General features: G+C 69.1%; 16 protein-coding genes. 9 read left to right on the top strand and 7 right to left on the bottom strand.

What is annotated here, in order from left to right; translation table 11 throughout:
• Window positions 1-10 precede the first annotated feature (10 nt).
• The 5 genes from HNO80_RS11460 (at window position 11) to HNO80_RS11440 (ending at window position 3,574) form a co-directional block, all read left to right on the top strand.
• Window positions 11-976, top strand: coding sequence for a carbohydrate kinase family protein (locus HNO80_RS11460; protein ID WP_175322985.1), 966 nt, complete (start codon window positions 11-13; stop codon window positions 974-976).
• Window positions 977-985: 9 nt separating this feature from the next.
• Window positions 986-1,483 carry a YbhB/YbcL family Raf kinase inhibitor-like protein gene (locus tag HNO80_RS11455; RefSeq protein ID WP_175322984.1) on the top strand — a complete coding sequence of 166 codons (498 nt, stop codon included), beginning with the start codon at window positions 986-988 and terminating at the stop codon, window positions 1,481-1,483.
• 67 nt (window positions 1,484-1,550) lie between these two features.
• Window positions 1,551-2,369, top strand: a complete 819-nt coding sequence (locus HNO80_RS11450) for an HAD family hydrolase (RefSeq protein ID WP_175322983.1) — start codon at window positions 1,551-1,553, stop codon at window positions 2,367-2,369.
• A gap of 112 nt (window positions 2,370-2,481) precedes the next feature.
• Window positions 2,482-2,727 carry a hypothetical protein gene (locus HNO80_RS11445; RefSeq protein ID WP_175322982.1) on the top strand — a complete coding sequence of 82 codons (246 nt, stop codon included), beginning with the start codon at window positions 2,482-2,484 and terminating at the stop codon, window positions 2,725-2,727.
• A gap of 46 nt (window positions 2,728-2,773) precedes the next feature.
• Window positions 2,774-3,574 (top strand): glycerophosphodiester phosphodiesterase family protein, encoded by an 801-nt coding sequence (locus HNO80_RS11440; protein WP_349627340.1) that lies wholly within the window; start codon window positions 2,774-2,776, stop codon window positions 3,572-3,574.
• Window positions 3,575-3,610: 36 nt separating this feature from the next.
• Here the strand turns inward: HNO80_RS11440 and HNO80_RS11435 are convergent, their stop codons facing one another.
• Together HNO80_RS11435 and HNO80_RS11430 are read right to left on the bottom strand one after the other, a co-directional pair.
• The gene (locus tag HNO80_RS11435; RefSeq protein ID WP_175322981.1) at window positions 3,611-4,504 is read right to left on the bottom strand and encodes an NAD(P)H-hydrate dehydratase; all 894 of its coding nucleotides are present in this window, start codon (window positions 4,502-4,504) and stop codon (window positions 3,611-3,613) included.
• The gene (locus HNO80_RS11430; protein WP_175323074.1) at window positions 4,488-5,249 is read right to left on the bottom strand and encodes a histidine phosphatase family protein; all 762 of its coding nucleotides are present in this window, start codon (window positions 5,247-5,249) and stop codon (window positions 4,488-4,490) included. The genes HNO80_RS11435 and HNO80_RS11430 overlap by 17 nt, the downstream gene beginning before the upstream one ends.
• 163 nt (window positions 5,250-5,412) lie before the next feature.
• Here HNO80_RS11430 and HNO80_RS11425 point away from each other — a divergent pair, with 163 nt between their 5' ends.
• Window positions 5,413-6,537 (top strand): glycerate kinase, encoded by a 1,125-nt coding sequence (locus tag HNO80_RS11425; RefSeq protein ID WP_175322980.1) that lies wholly within the window; start codon window positions 5,413-5,415, stop codon window positions 6,535-6,537.
• Between the two features lie 140 nt (window positions 6,538-6,677).
• On the top strand, window positions 6,678-8,216 hold the full coding sequence (locus HNO80_RS11420; protein WP_175322979.1) for an MFS transporter: 1,539 nt from the start codon (window positions 6,678-6,680) through the stop codon (window positions 8,214-8,216).
• Between the two features lie 11 nt (window positions 8,217-8,227).
• Here the strand turns inward: HNO80_RS11420 and HNO80_RS11415 are convergent, their stop codons facing one another.
• Together HNO80_RS11415 and HNO80_RS11410 are read right to left on the bottom strand one after the other, a co-directional pair.
• Window positions 8,228-8,938 (bottom strand): DUF6766 family protein, encoded by a 711-nt coding sequence (locus HNO80_RS11415; protein WP_349627339.1) that lies wholly within the window; start codon window positions 8,936-8,938, stop codon window positions 8,228-8,230.
• A gap of 3 nt (window positions 8,939-8,941) precedes the next feature.
• Entirely contained in the window at window positions 8,942-9,433 is a 492-nt protein-coding gene (locus tag HNO80_RS11410) for a DUF6328 family protein (protein WP_175322978.1), read from the bottom strand.
• Window positions 9,434-9,657: 224 nt separating this feature from the next.
• On the opposite strand from HNO80_RS11410, the gene HNO80_RS11405 reads away from it, so the two are divergent.
• Window positions 9,658-10,188 (top strand): hypothetical protein, encoded by a 531-nt coding sequence (locus HNO80_RS11405; protein WP_175322977.1) that lies wholly within the window; start codon window positions 9,658-9,660, stop codon window positions 10,186-10,188.
• An 82-nt stretch (window positions 10,189-10,270) separates the two neighbouring features.
• Here the strand turns inward: HNO80_RS11405 and HNO80_RS11400 are convergent, their stop codons facing one another.
• Together HNO80_RS11400 and HNO80_RS11395 are read right to left on the bottom strand one after the other, a co-directional pair.
• Window positions 10,271-11,626, bottom strand: coding sequence for a uracil-xanthine permease family protein (locus HNO80_RS11400; protein ID WP_175322976.1), 1,356 nt, complete (start codon window positions 11,624-11,626; stop codon window positions 10,271-10,273).
• Between the two features lie 136 nt (window positions 11,627-11,762).
• Complete coding sequence (locus HNO80_RS11395) at window positions 11,763-12,137, bottom strand: hypothetical protein (RefSeq protein ID WP_175322975.1); 375 nt, start codon at window positions 12,135-12,137, stop codon at window positions 11,763-11,765.
• 85 nt (window positions 12,138-12,222) lie between these two features.
• On the opposite strand from HNO80_RS11395, the gene HNO80_RS11390 reads away from it, so the two are divergent.
• Complete coding sequence (locus HNO80_RS11390; protein WP_175322974.1) at window positions 12,223-13,008, top strand: GNAT family N-acetyltransferase; 786 nt, start codon at window positions 12,223-12,225, stop codon at window positions 13,006-13,008.
• Between the two features lie 459 nt (window positions 13,009-13,467).
• Here HNO80_RS11390 and HNO80_RS11385 read toward each other — a convergent pair.
• On the bottom strand, window positions 13,468-14,082 hold a 615-nt coding region (locus HNO80_RS11385; protein WP_249777308.1), incomplete at its 5' end, for an HNH endonuclease.

Genomic DNA, 14,082 nt, shown 5'->3' with positions numbered 1-14,082 from the left:
GAGTATGACCATGCTCACAGTCATTGGTGAGGCCCTGGTTGATGTTGTCCAGCGCTCCTCAGGTATCCAGGCCCACGTCGGCGGCAGCCCCTTGAACGTCGCGGTGGGCCTGGCCCGGCTGGACCACCCGGTGCAGTTCATCGGCCGCTACGGCCGGGACGCCTACGGGGAATCCGTCGCGGCGCACCTCAAGTCCAGTTCGGTGCTGCTCCCGCTGGGACCGGATGAGCTGCCGACGTCGGTGGCCACCGCACTGATTGACGACGACGGCGCCGCGAGCTACACCTTCGACCTCGCCTGGGAGCTCCCCGGCCTCGCGGACCGGCTGCCGTTCATGCTGCAGGGCAGCACGCTGCTGCATACCGGCTCGATCGCCACGATGCTGGCGCCGGGCGCCGCGGAGGTGCTCGCCGCCGTCGAGCATGCCCATCCTTCGGCGACCATCAGCTTCGATCCCAACTGCCGCCCCAGCATCATCACCGATGCCGACTATGCGCGCCACCAGGCTGAAAAGTTCGTCACGCTCGCGGACGTGGTGAAGGCCTCCGACGAGGACCTGGAATGGCTCTACCCCGGCGTAGATCCGCTGGAGTCGGCCCGCCGGTGGCTCTCGCTCGGCGGCTCGGAGGGCCCCGCCATGGTGGTGGTCACGCGCGGCGCCGCCGGCCCGTGGGCCGTCAATGCCGCCGGCGAGGCGCACGTCCCGGCCCCGTCGGTGAAGGTGGCGGACACCGTCGGTGCCGGGGATTCCTTCATGGCCGCGCTGCTCTCCGGCGTCGTGGACCTGGGCCTCAATGGGGCCCAGAACCGCAAGGAGCTGCGCGAGCTTTCCGCCGGGAGCCTGCGCGAACTCCTCGGCCACGCCGCCGCGGCGGCCGCCGTCACGGTCTCCCGCGCCGGGGCCAACCCGCCCACCCGGGCCGAACTGAACCGGATGGAACTGGGCCCTGAAAGTGCGGGCCTAACCAGCAATTGAGAGGAAGCCATGGCAGCCTTCAGCCTACGCAGCGACACCTTCGAGGACGGCCAGATCCTGCCGGCGGCCCAGCGCGGCGCCGCGACCGGTCCCGGCGGCAAGGATGAATCGCCGCCGCTGCACTGGGGCGGCGCGCCGGCCGGCACCCGAAGCTACGCCGTCACGGTGTTCGACCCCGATGCGCCGGGCCACGGCGGCTTCTGGCACTGGGCCGTGCTGGACATCCCGGCGGACGTCACCTCGCTGGCCGCGGGGGCGGGATCGCGGCACGGCGGAGGCCTGCCGCTGGGCGCCTTCCAGCTCCGGAACGACGGCGGTTCCGCCGGCTACCTGGGGGCCGCCCCGCCCAAGGGCCACGGCCCGCACCGCTACGTCATCACGGTGCACGCCCTGAACGTGGAAAAGTCCGGGCTCGACGCCGGCGCATCCCCGGCCAAGCTGGAAGCCAAGCTCGGGCCGCACACCCTGGCCCGGGCGAGCCTGACCGGCCTGTACGAACGGCACTGACTGGCGTCGTGCGGGTCTTGGAACCGGCCCGCCCGAGTCCCAGGCGCAGCCAACGTAGACTGGCAGTATGCGGCTGGTAGCAAGTGATATTGACGGAACGATCCTGGGCCACGACGGCAAAATCAGCGACCGGACCGTGCGCGCATTCCACGCCTGCCGCGACGCCGGGGTGGAACTGGTGTTCGTCACCGGCCGTCCGCCGCGCTGGCTGCACCCCCTGCAGGAGCAACTCGGCCACACCGGAACCGTGATCTGCTCCAACGGCGCGGTGGTGTGGGACCTGGAGGCCGACCGTATGGTCTCCGCCCGGGCCCTGGAGCTCGACGCCGTCTTCGAAGCCCGCCGAATCATCCAGCGGCTCCGTCCTTCCGCGCTGTTCGCCGCGGAAACCCTCGCCGGCTTCCACCTGGAACCCGGGTTCCTCGGAACCGGCTCCAGCGGACTGCTCGCCGAATTCACGCCCGCCCCGCTGCAGGACACGCTCACGGCGGACGACGCCGTCGTGAAGTTCCTCGCGATCGTCCGGGAGGGCACCGCGGATGAGTTCCTCGCCGAGGTCTCGCCCGCCGTCGCGCATCTGGCCGCCGCCACACACTCGGCCCCCAACATCGCGCTGCTGGAGCTGTCGCTGCCCGGCGTCAACAAGGCCGTGACCCTCGCCGAATACGCGGCGTCCCTGGGCGTCCAGGCGCACGAGGTGGTGGCCTTCGGCGACATGCCCAACGACATCGAGATGCTGCGCTGGGCCGGGCACGGCTACGCCATGGCCAGCGGACACCCCGAGGCCATCCGGGCGGCCGGCCAGCAGGCACCGCATTTCGACGACGACGGCGTGGCCCAGATCCTCGAAGCCAAGCTCGCCGAGCTGGGTGTCCGGCTCCCCTAAACCGACGCCGCCCGGCGGACACGGGATTCCCAGCTGACGGACAACTGCCGTTCACCTTGGCCTCTTAGGCTGGCGTGACCGAACGGATCTTTTGACTGATGGTGGGGCAATCATGGCCAGGTACGGCAACCGACATAGTGATGACCAGCCGCTCCGGCGGGTGGACCCGGACGCGCACTGGAAGAGTCTGCGCCAGGGCGACCGGGTCCGGGTACGGCTCTCGCCCGGGTTTGAGACCGGCGGGTTCGTCGACGCGGTGACGCCGGACCACACCACGGTGTGGGTGGACCTCGACGGCGGCGGCCGGACATTGCTGCACTGCAGCGACGGGGTGGAAATCCTGCCGCACGGCTCCTGAGCCCGCGTTCCGGCAACGGCCGGCCTGGCTCCGGTACGCTTCAGGAGTGACCCTCCCGCACCCCTTCCTCGCCCCCGGCGGCGCTGCCGGAGCGCCCGTGGCGATGGCCCACCGCGGATTCTCGCCCAAGGGCGCCGAGAACTCGATGGCCGCGTTCCGCGCCGCCGTCGCACTCGGTTACCGGTACCTGGAAGCGGACGTGCACACCACCGCCGACGGCGTCCTGCTGCTCTTCCACGACGAAACGCTGGACCGGGTCACGGACGGCAGCGGCCGGATTTCCGAGCTCCCGGCCGAAACAGTGGCCCGGGCCAGGATCGCTGGCGCGGAGCCGATCCCGCTGCTGGAGGAGCTGGTCGCGGAATTTCCGGAGGTCCGGCTGAACCTCGACGTCAAGGACTGGAACTCGGTGGCCACCCTGGCCGCGGCGATCGAGCAGTACGGCCTGCATGACCGCGTCCTCATCGCCAGCTTCTCCGACCGCCGCCGGCGCGCCGTGCTGCGGCGCCTGAGCCGGCCGGCCGCAAGCTCCGCCGGCATGGCCTCCAACGCCCTCTTCGTGCTGCTGGGGCCGCTGCTTCCGGCGGGCCTGCTGCGCCGGGTGACGGCCCGCCCGCTCCGCGATGTGCACGCCCTGCAGGTCCCGGTCCGCTACGGGGCCGTGCCGGTGGTGACGGCCGGGTTCGTCCGCCGCGCCCACCGCCACGGCCTGCACGTCCACGTCTGGACCATCAACGAGGCTGCCGAGATGCACCGCCTGCTGGACCTCGGCGTCGACGGTATCGTCACTGACCGCGCGGACCTGCTGAAGACCGTCCTGCAGGAACGCGGGCAGTGGCCGGACTGATGTCCTGCCCTGACCAGCGGCGGTCCCGCGTCCCGCTCAACTGCTGAGTTCCACCATCAGCGCCGGCAACTCATCGCAGAGCTCGCGCGCCAGATAGCCGAGTCCGCCCAGCCTGCTCGCCAGCCGGTCGCCGGCAGCGGCATGCAGGTGGGAGCCCCAGCAGGCGGCCTGCGCATCGGTGGTCCCGCGGGCCCGCAGGCCGGCGATGGCGCCGGCCAGCACGTCGCCGCTTCCCGAAGTGCCCAGGCCGCTGTGTCCGGTGGTGATTTCCCACAAGCTCCCGCCGGGCTCCGCGATCACCCCCTGGCAGCTCACCACGGCCTGGTACTTGTCGGCGATCCGTGGAACATCCTGCTGAAGATCCTCTAGGTCCCGGCCCAACAGGATGCCTCCCTCGGTGACGTTGGGGGTCAGGATCAGCCGGCCGGCCCAGGGCTGCACTTCCTCGGCCAGCTCGGGCAGGCAGCCCAGGGCGTAGGCATCGAGGACGACGGCGGGTCCGCGCTTCGGCTGCGACCGGCCCGGCGGCAGCAGCCCCCGCAGCAACGACAGGGTCTCGTCCTTGTCGTCCAGGCCGGGTCCGACGAGGATGGCGTCAGCGGCGCTGGCCTCGTCTGCCAGCAGCGACGCCCCGGAGCCCTTGACCGAGCCGTGGCCCGTCTCCGGCAGCCCCACGACGCCGGACTCCGGGAAGGCCACCGCCAGTTGCACCGCCGTCGACTCCGCCACCGCCAGGGTCAGACGGCCGGCACCGGAGCGCAGGGCCGCGACGCCGGCGAGCAGGGCGGCCCCGGGCGTCTTGCGGGCGCCTCCCACCACCAGCACCGAACCGCGGTCGTCCTTGCCGGAACCGCCGCCGGGCAGCGGCCAGCCGCGCAGCAGCGTGGGTGTCAGCTGCACCGCGGGCGAGGATTTAGCGCGGGTGGACATCCGCGTCCCCTGCATGCTCGGTGACGGGGACGCCCTGCTCCGCCAGATGGTCCGCCATGTTGAAGCTCTCCAGCTCCCACGCCCCCAGCCCGTCCGTGCGGACAAAGCGGCTGACGGAGGCGTTGAGAATGCTGGTGGTGGCGGCAATGTCCAGCAGCTCGGACTCCGAGAGGCCCTGCAGAATGTAGCGGAACAGCACGATCAAGGCGTCGTGGCAGACCAGCAGGACCTCTTCTCCGGCATGGTCGCGATCCAGGTCGGCCAGCAGCGAGCGGAGCCGCAGCACGACGTCGGCCCATGATTCGCCGCCCGGCGGCCGGTAGTAGAACTTCCCGAGCCACCGCCGGCGCTGGGCTTCCTCCGGCAGCCGCGCCTCCACACCCGCGGAGGTCAGCATGTCCAGGATGCCGAGCTCGCGGTCGCGGAGCCGCTCGTCCAGCCGGACCTGCACCCGCCACCCGCCGGTCTGGACGGCGAGTTCGGCGGTCTGCCGGGCGCGGGCGTAGGGGGAGGACCACACGGCGGCGCGGCCCGGCTCGGGGACGCCGGCCAGCAACCGGCCCAGCGCCAGCGCTTGTTCCCGGCCGGTGTCCGAGAGTCCGACGTCGGCGTCGCGCGCCGGGACGTTGATGACGTGTGCCCCGGCCTGATGCGCGAGGGTGGCGGCCACGTTGCCTTCACTTTCCCCGTGCCGGACCAGGACGAGTCCCGTGATGCCCGGCAAGCTGCCGCCGGTGCGTCCCATGTTGCTCACCGTTACCTCCTGCTCGCCGGCCCGCTGGGCGGGCCGGAACTGCCACGGCCGGCCGCGGGAGGAGCCCCGGCGGCCCGGAAGTGCCCACGATACTCCGGCGCTCCCGGCCTTGTCTCGGAAAGGAATTGTCGGCGCGGGCTGGCAGGATGGAGCCATGCGTATCCTGATCGCCCCGGACAAGTTCAAGGGCTCCCTGACCGCCGCCGAGGCCGCCGCCGCCATTGCCGAGGGCGCCCTGCGCGTCTACCCCGAGGCCGAGGCCATCCAGTTCCCCGTGGCCGACGGCGGCGAGGGCACCTTGGAGGCGGCGGTCGCCGCCGGGTACGAGGAGCGCCTGAACGCCGTCGTCGGGCCGATCCTGGCCCCGATCGGGGCGGCCTGGGCGATCCGCAAGGACGCCTTCGGCGGGGTGACCGCCGTCATCGAGACGGCGCAGGCGTCCGGACTCGCGCACATGGAGCCGACGCCGGCCAACGCCCTGCGGGCCCACAGCTACGGGTGCGGACAGCTGATCGCGGCCGCGCTGGACGCCGGCGCCACCGAAATCGTGCTTGGCGTGGGTGGCTCGGCCATGAGCGACGGCGGCAGCGGCGCCCTGCGCGCCCTGGGCCTGAAGCCGGTGGACGCCGCCGGCAATGTAGTGCCGCTCGGCGGCGGCTCGCTCGGCGACGTGGCCGCCGTGGATCTCAGCGGCCTGGACCCGCGGCTGGCGGCCGTGAAGTTCAGGATTGCCGTGGACGTGCAGAACCCGCTCTACGGACCCGACGGCGCCGCGCACGTCTTTGGCGCCCAGAAGGGCGCTGATGAGGAGGCCGTGGAGGTGCTCGACGCCGGGCTGCGCAACTGGGCCTCGGTGCTGCGGCAGGCGACCGGCCGTGACGTCAACGTCCCGGGCGCGGGCGCCGCCGGCGGCTTCCCGGCGTCGTTCCTGGCCTTGAGCAACGCTTCGCTGGAGGGCGGCTTTGAACTCGTGGCCGGGCTCACCGGACTCGCCGCGAAGCTCGTGGACGCGGACCTGGTGATCACGGGCGAGGGCTCGCTGGATTCGCAGTCGCTGACCGGGAAGGCGCCGATTGCGCTGGCCGACGCCGCCCGCGAGCTGGGCATCCCGGTCATCATGGTCGCCGGCCGGATTCTCGTCACCCCCGAGGACCTTGAGCGCCACGGGGTGGTCGCCGCCGCCCAGCTGCTGGACGTGGCGCCAAGCGCGGCCGACGCCATCGCCAACGCCGCGAAATACCTGGCCTGGGCCACCAGCCAGGTGCTTGAGGGGGCCTAGCCGCGCGGCCGGGATCGCGCATTCGTGATGGTTTGACTCTGGTTTCGGACGCGCCAGCCCCGATAAACTTTTTTCAATTGGGGGCCGTGAGTCCCTGCCAGGGCCACGCGCAAAACAGTGGCCCTGCCCAGGAGACCGAAATGTCCATGAAGCGCAACAGCCCCCGCCGGCCCAAGCTCCAGGAACGCCGGCTGGAGGTCGAACATATCAACGTCGTGGACAGGCGCGTTATGCGCAAGGCCCTCGGCGGCACCATCGTCGGGAACACGATGGAATGGTACGACGTCGGCGTGTTCGGCTACCTGATCACCACCATGGGGCCGGTCTTCCTGCCGGAAGCGGACAAGACAGTGCAGAACCTTTTCCTGCTCGGGACCTTCGGCGCCACCTTCATCGCCCGTCCGCTGGGCGGGGTGTTCTTTGGCTGGCTGGGTGACAAGATCGGCCGGCAGCGGGTCCTTGCCATGACGCTCATCATCATGGCGGCCTCCACCTTTGTGGTGGGGCTACTGCCCGGTTACGCCGTCCTCGGCATCTGGGCGGCCGTCCTGCTTGTGGCGACCAAGCTCATTCAGGGGTTCTCGACGGGCGGCGAATACGCCGGTGCCACGACGTTCGTCAGCGAACACGCCCCGGACGCCCGCCGCGGCTACTTTGCCAGCTTCCTGGACCTCGGCAGCTACATGGGCTTCGCCATCGGCGCGGCGCTCGTGACGCTCCTGCAGGTCACGCTGGGCGGCGACGTGATGGAGGCGTGGGGCTGGCGGATCCCGTTCCTGATTGCCGGTCCGCTGGGTCTCATAGCCATCTATTTCCGGATGAAGATCGAGGAGTCCCCGGCCTTCCAGGCCAGCCTGGACGCACAGGGTGCCGGCGGTCCGGCGGGGGAGGCCGCGGAAACCAAGGGCCCGGTCGCCATTTTCGCCTCGCATTGGCGCGGCATCCTGCTCGCCATGGTCCTGGTGGCCGCCGCGAATACGGTCGGCTACGCGCTGACGTCCTACATGCCCACCTACCTGACATCCAACAAGGGCTATGACGAGCTCCACGGAACCCTGCTGACCATCCCGATCCTGGTCCTGATGTCCGCCGCGATTCCGCTGACCGGGCGGCTCTCGGACCGGATCGGGCGGCGGCCTGTCCTGTGGATCGGTTCGCTGGGCACAGTCATCCTGGCCGCCCCGGCCTTCCTCCTGATCGGCGTCGGGGCCATCTGGTCCACGCTGCTGGGGCTGGCGCTGATCGCCTTCCCGCTGACGTTCTACGTGGCGAACCTGGCCTCCACGCTGCCCGCGCTCTTCCCGACCGCCAGCCGCTATGGAGCCATGGGCATTGCCTACAACTTTGCCGTGGCCATCTTCGGCGGCACGGCGCCGTTCATCATCGCGTCCCTGATCGCGGCGTCGGGGAACGAAATGATGCCGGCGTACTACCTGATGGCAACGTCGGCGATCGGGGCGGTGGCGGTTTACTTCATCAAGGAGACTGCCGGCCGTCCGCTGATGGGATCCATGCCAAGCGTCGACACGCTAGAGGAGGCGCACGAACTCGTAGCCGGGCAGGAGGCCAACGAAAACCTTGACCTCAACGAGATGCCGTTCGACCACACCTACGCGCCTGCCGACGCGGAGGAGCTGCCGGGCGGCGCTGCCGAGCGCAGGGATAAGCCTGCAGAGTAGGCGCCCCCGCCCTAGGTTCCGGTCTCGTAGTGCGGTTCGGCCACTGGTTTGGACTCGGGGGAGCCCTTCTCCCGCAGATACACGGAGGCGCCGACCAGCACGGCGACGGCAAGGAACTCGCTCTGCCAGTTCTGGAATGACTCGAACCAGAAGCGGCTCGTCGCGAGGTACCCCAGCACGGTGACCGGGGGCTGGCCATGGGCCTGCTGCTCCTGGCTGTACTCCTCGCTGCCGCCAACCGCGTGGAGCGCGACCGACATCAGGAACAGCAGCAGGAACATGATCGAAAGTGAGTGCTCGTAGAGTTTCAGCACCCAACCGCCGCGGCGCACCGGCCACGGCGTCGCCGCCTTGATCGTGGCGTGCCGCGGATCCTCGTCCTGCGGGGCCTTTTTCCCCATCGGCTTGGACTCGGAGGAACCCTTCTGGAAGAGGAACACCGTCAGGATGACGTACATGCCCATCTGCAGGAACTCCGACTCCCAGTTCTCGAAGGTCGCCTCCAGGAACGCGCCGGTACCCAGATACTCGAAGATTCCGACGGCGGACTGGCCGTGGGCGAGCTGGTCCTCGCTGTAGTCCGCGGCCCCGCTGATGACCATGCCGCCGAAGAAGACGACGAAAAGTCCGATGTTCGCCAGCAGCAGTCCGTGTTCCTTGGCCCACTTGCGCATTCTTGCTCCCGACTCTGGGTGGATCGTGTGAGGTGCGGTTCCGGTCATGGCCTACTCCCGTCCGGCCTTGCGGCGGAGCCTGTTGGGAATCAGCACGAGCAGGATCAACAGTAGGGCCAGCAGCGCGCCGCCGGCGGTAAGCCCGGCGGTCCGTCCCGCTGTCACGTCAAATACCAGCGAAGAGGTGCCCACGCTCAGAAGGGCGACGCCGGCCAGGGCCACTTTCGCGATCCGGTCCGCACTGGCCACGAGGGTGTCCTTGAGCCCCTTGCGGAAGAGCCGGCGATGCGCGCTCACCGGCAGCAGGATCAGGGCGGTGGTTAGGGCGGCCAGGACGACGTTGCTGAGGTAGAGCGTCAGCTGGAATCCGTCCAGCGTCTCGAAGCGGGACTGGAACGGCAAGGTCAGCAGGAAACCGGCCAGGATTTGGACGCCGGTCTGGAGAACCCGCAGCTCCTGCAACAGTTCGGCCCAGTTGCGGTCCATCTTCTCGTCGAAGGTTTCGTCCCGGCCATCGTTCCGGGTTTCTTCGGCGTTGGGCATCGTTGCTCCCTTTCGAGTTTCACCTGCGGCCACCTTCCGTGCGCCCGGCACGGGATGGCGGTCAACGTGGCCTGAAAACACAAAATCAGCTCGGTACTAAGCTTACTGAGGATTTTTCGGGTACGGTGGAAAACACGGAAAGGCCGCGCTCCCGGGCGCGGCTGGACTCCAGATCCGATCATCCAGACTCGACCGGCCGAATGCCAGAAAGCAGGAGGAACGACATGACTCAGGACCAGCAAGGACGCCCCATCGAAGAGGAAGCGGGCGGCTACGGAACCCCCACCGCCGAGCAGGAACTGCCCGGCGGGGACGCGAAGACGTTTGCGCAGCCCCGCGACGAAGAGGCGTTCGATGCCGCGGGCCTCAACCAGGACAGCCCGGACGGCGAGACCTACCCGGCGGGGACACCGGACCTGAACCAGTTCGGCGCCGAGGACCAGGACAGTGCAGGAGAACCCGGAGCCGGACGCTTCGGAGGAACGGAGGAACAGATGAACGCGGAAAACGAAAGCAGCGAACCCGGATTCGAGCAGGGCAACGAAGCGGCAGCCGAAAGCGGCGGCGCGGTGCCCTCCTCGGACGCGGAGATGGATGCGGCCAACACCGAGGAACCCGAGCCGGGGCGGCCGTTCTCCTCGGAGTCCGGCCAGGACGCCGCCGGAATTCCGGACGGCAGCGGCACGGACCTGCCGGAAGAGCAGTCACCGAAGGACCGTGACAGCGAAGACAAGGATTCGTTCGACGCCGGCTAAGCCGCCGCGGACACGCCGAAGGCCGGCGCCCTGCCACCGCATGGTGGGAGGGCGCCGGCCTTTTTGTGTAGCGGCGGGGCGGCTAGCGGCGCTTCTTCGGGGAGCGCTTCGCCGCGGCGTTGACTGCAGCCCTGGCCGCTGCGACGGGCGCGGCGTCTTCGGTCTCCGGTTCGGCCACGGTGCCGCGGGCCTTCGCGATGGCCTTCATGCCGTGGTAGATCACCAGGGCGGCCGCGGAGCCAAGGGCGATGCCGGTGAACTTGAGGTCACCAATGGTCCAGGTGTAATCCGCGATGCCGACAATCAGGGCCACTGCGGCGGTGGTGAGGTTGATCGGGTTCGAGAAGTTGACCTTGTTCTGCACCCAGATCTTCACGCCCAGGACGCCGATCATGCCGTAGAGCATGGTGGCTGCGCCGCCGAGCACGCCGGCCGGGACGGTCGCGATCAGTTCGCCGAACTTCGGCGAGAAGCTCAGCACGACGGCGAAGATGCCCGCCACCCAGTAGGCCGCCGTCGAATAGACCTTCGTTGCGGCCATGACGCCGATGTTTTCGGCGTAGGTGGTGGTGCCGGATCCGCCGCCCAGGCCGGCGAGGACGGTCGCGGCGCCGTCGGCCATCAAGGCGCGGCCGGACACGCCGTCGAGGTTCTGCCCCGTCATGGCGGAGACCGATTTCACGTGGCCGATGTTCTCCGCCACCAGCACGAGCACCACCGGGACGAAGAGGCCGACGACGCCGAGGTGAAATTCGGGGGTCTGGAAGTGCGGGAGCCCGAGCCAGGCGGCTGCGTCGACCTTGGCGAAGTTGATCTCGCCGCGGATCATCGCAACGAGGTAGCCCACCACGACGCCGACCAGGATGCTGAGGCGGCCAAGGATGCCGCGGAAGAAGACGCTGACCACGATGATCACGGCGAGGGTGATCAGCGCGGTGATGGGGGCGGCGTCGAAGTTGTTCTTGGCGGCCGGGGCCAGGTTCAGGCCGATCAGCCCCACGATGGCGCCGGTGACGATCGGCGGCATGAGCCGGTTGATCCAGCCCGCCCCGAACTTCTGCACGATGGCGCCGATGATGGCCAGCCCGACGCCGGCCAGCACCACGCCGCCCAGCGCGCCGGGGATCCCGTACTGCTGTTGCGAGGCCATGATCGGGGCGATGAACGCGAAGGAGGAGCCGAGGTAGCTGGGCACCCGGCCCTGCGTGATGACCAGGAACAGCAGGGTGCCGATGCCGGAGAAGAACAGGGTGGTGGCCGGCGGCATGCCGGTGATGATCGGCACCAGGAAGGTGGCGCCGAACATGGCGACAACGTGCTGCATGCCCACGCCGATTGTCAGGGGCCACGCGAGGCGTTCATCCGGCCTGACGACCTCGCCGGGGCGGATGGACTTACCGTTTCCGTGGATCTTCCATTTGGTGCCGAGCATGCTCATTGCAGCGAGCCTTTCAAGAATGTGTGGCGGGACCGGGAAGGAATCTTCCGGTGACACTTTACCGCGACGGCCGGACGGCTCTGGTGCCGGACGGCATCGATATAGTGGCGGTATGCCAGCCCTGACTGTTCCTTCTCTAGGTCTGCGCGCTGCTTGGCTCGAGGCACACGCCGAGTGGGGGCCGGGTCTTCACGAGGACGGCTTCGGGCTGCTGCCGGACGACGACGTCGAGTCCCCGGACGGTTTCGAGGCGTGGCTGGAACGACTGGCTCAGGAGTCGGCCCGTTGCACCTACCGATGGATCATCGAGGGCGGACAGGTACTCGGCGGGATCGCGCTGCGCCACGCGTCCAGCGGGCTGGTATCCCAGAGCCGTGGACGCCTGCGTGTCGAGGATCAGCGGCGGAGTGAAGTTCCAAGGGTGCGCGCCAAGGTCCGGATGGGCGTCGGAATTCAGGAGGATTTCTCCCCATTCGTGGCAGAGGTGGTTCGCGACGGTTAGAAACCGCACAGCGCGCTTCCGTAGAAGAAATCCTGGTCGAGGAGTACGGTTTCCCGCGCCGAACCGTGCCCCCGTCGCTGTAGCGTGAGGTCCGATGACTACTTCCAAACTCCTTACGGCGTACGACCAGCAGCTCCGCACCGATGCGGAGACCCCCAGTGCGGTCGCCGTCGAGCGTTTGGGTCCGTTGCGGCTGGTGACCTTCGCGGGCGGCCGCGGATTCGTGACCTATCAGGACCTGGCCGGAGCCGACGCGGCGACGATCGCGCGGTGGGTGGCTGAAACGGTGGCGTTCTACCGCGCGGATCCGGATATCGTGCGGGTCGAATGGAAAACCCGGGGCCACGACAATGCGCCCGGGCTGCATGAGGCGCTGCTGGAGAACGGGTTTGAGCCAGACGAGACAGAGTCGGTCATGATCGGGGATGCCAGCGCGCTCGACGTCGACGTGGACCTGCCGCCCGGGGTGAGCCTGCGGCGGGTTACGGACGAACCGGACATCCGCGCCATGAGCGCCATGCAGGACGAAGTCTTCGGCAGCCCCGTCTCTGACGGAAACGCAGAAGCAATCCTGCGCCGAATGGCCCGCGGCGACGGGATGGAGCTGTGGGTCGCCGAGCACCAAGGGGTGATCGTCAGCGCCGGGCGCCTGGAACCGGTACCGGACACCGACTTCGCGGGCATCTGGGGCGGCGCCACACGCGAGGAATGGCGCGGCCGGGGGATTTACCGCGCGGTCACCGCAGCCCGTGCACGCGCGGCGATGTCCCTCGGCAAGACGCTCATCCACAGCGATTCAACCGAATATTCACGACCGATTCTGGAACGCTATGGCTTGGTCCGGGTGTCCACGACGACGCCGTATCGCTGGCGGCGCTGAGCCCGAGGGCGGCCGCGCCCTCCGTGGCAGACTGATTCCGTGAACCACGGACCCGACTACGCTGCGTACGCCGCCAAGATGCGCGGCCTGGCCGTCTCCGGTTGCGACCTCGAAGTCGACGCACGATTCGTTGACATGCTGAGTCCGCGACAAGCCCGCATCTTGGATCTCGGCTGTGGAATCGGGTCGGCGGTCGGTGCCCTTCGAAACCGCGGCCATCTGGCCTACGGCGTGGACCCGCGTAGCAAGATCTGGTGGCCACCGGCTCGGGTCTCACCCTGACCCACCGTTTTTCAGATTGGCACCTGAGCCCGTTCAGCCAGGATTCGCCTTGGTCAGTGAGTGTCTATTCAAACGCCGGCCAACGCCGCACCGCCGCCGGCCCGGACGGGATCTTCGTCCTCGGCAGGTGATACCGCGCCGCGTGCCCCAGTTCACCGCCGACGTCGGCTGCGTTGTTCAGCATCTGAAGTAGTGGTTTCTTCGTGGTGTTTGGCGTGGGTCGAGGTGGGGTGGCGGGATGAACCAGGGGATCCCGGCGCGGATCTGGATGGTCCATTGTTCTTTGTGGGTCAGGTGGTGATGGTGGGAGCAGAGGAGTGTTCCGTTGTTGGTGGACGTGGTGCCGCCTCTGGACCAGTAGGTGATGTGGTGGGCTTCGCACCAGGGTGCAGGGATGGTGCAGCCGGGGAAGGCGCAGCCTTGGTCGCGGGCGGTGATGGCTTTGCGGATGTGGGGCGGGAAGATCCGGGTGGTGCGGCCGATGTCCAGGATCCGGCCCTGGGATCCGAGCAGGACGGGGATGATGTCCGCGTCGCAGGCGATCTTGCGGATGGTCGCTGCGGTGACGGGGCCGGTGAAGGCCAGGGTCCCGGTGCCGGTGAACCCGAGCGGGCCCGCCCCGGGGCCGTGTCCGGTGGCGTCCGCCGCGCTGCCGACCCCGCCGGCGACCCCGCCGGCGCCGGTCCCGCTGAACTTGCCGACCCCGCCGGCGGCGGCGCCGGTGTCTCGTTGGAGGCGGTGGAGGCGTTCGAGGAGGTCGCGGTAGTCGATGGTGACCATGACCTGGGGCCG

This window comes from Arthrobacter sp. C9C5 (assembly GCF_013359735.1).
Taxonomy (GTDB): Bacteria; Actinomycetota; Actinomycetes; order Actinomycetales; family Micrococcaceae; genus Arthrobacter.
The sequence above is the reverse complement of the archived record's forward strand: the minus strand, read 5'-3'. Positions and strand labels throughout refer to the sequence as shown.

Excerpts from the sequence above, each read along its gene's own strand:
- HNO80_RS11415 (WP_349627339.1), bottom strand. The coding sequence starts at position 8,938 with ATGACCGGAACCGCACCTCACACGATCCACCCAGAGTCGGGAGCAAGA.
- HNO80_RS11430 (WP_175323074.1), bottom strand. The coding sequence starts at position 5,249 with ATGGGACGCACCGGCGGCAGCTTGCCGGGCATCACGGGACTCGTCCTG.
- HNO80_RS11410 (WP_175322978.1), bottom strand. The coding sequence starts at position 9,433 with ATGCCCAACGCCGAAGAAACCCGGAACGATGGCCGGGACGAAACCTTC.
- HNO80_RS11450 (WP_175322983.1), top strand. The coding sequence starts at position 1,551 with ATGCGGCTGGTAGCAAGTGATATTGACGGAACGATCCTGGGCCACGAC.
- HNO80_RS11405 (WP_175322977.1), top strand. The coding sequence starts at position 9,658 with ATGACTCAGGACCAGCAAGGACGCCCCATCGAAGAGGAAGCGGGCGGC.
- HNO80_RS11390 (WP_175322974.1), top strand. The coding sequence starts at position 12,223 with ATGACTACTTCCAAACTCCTTACGGCGTACGACCAGCAGCTCCGCACC.
- HNO80_RS11425 (WP_175322980.1), top strand. The coding sequence starts at position 5,413 with ATGCGTATCCTGATCGCCCCGGACAAGTTCAAGGGCTCCCTGACCGCC.
- HNO80_RS11455 (WP_175322984.1), top strand. The coding sequence starts at position 986 with ATGGCAGCCTTCAGCCTACGCAGCGACACCTTCGAGGACGGCCAGATC.
- HNO80_RS11400 (WP_175322976.1), bottom strand. The coding sequence starts at position 11,626 with ATGAGCATGCTCGGCACCAAATGGAAGATCCACGGAAACGGTAAGTCC.
- HNO80_RS11435 (WP_175322981.1), bottom strand. The coding sequence starts at position 4,504 with ATGTCCACCCGCGCTAAATCCTCGCCCGCGGTGCAGCTGACACCCACG.
- HNO80_RS11420 (WP_175322979.1), top strand. The coding sequence starts at position 6,678 with ATGTCCATGAAGCGCAACAGCCCCCGCCGGCCCAAGCTCCAGGAACGC.
- HNO80_RS11460 (WP_175322985.1), top strand. The coding sequence starts at position 11 with ATGCTCACAGTCATTGGTGAGGCCCTGGTTGATGTTGTCCAGCGCTCC.
- HNO80_RS11445 (WP_175322982.1), top strand. The coding sequence starts at position 2,482 with ATGGCCAGGTACGGCAACCGACATAGTGATGACCAGCCGCTCCGGCGG.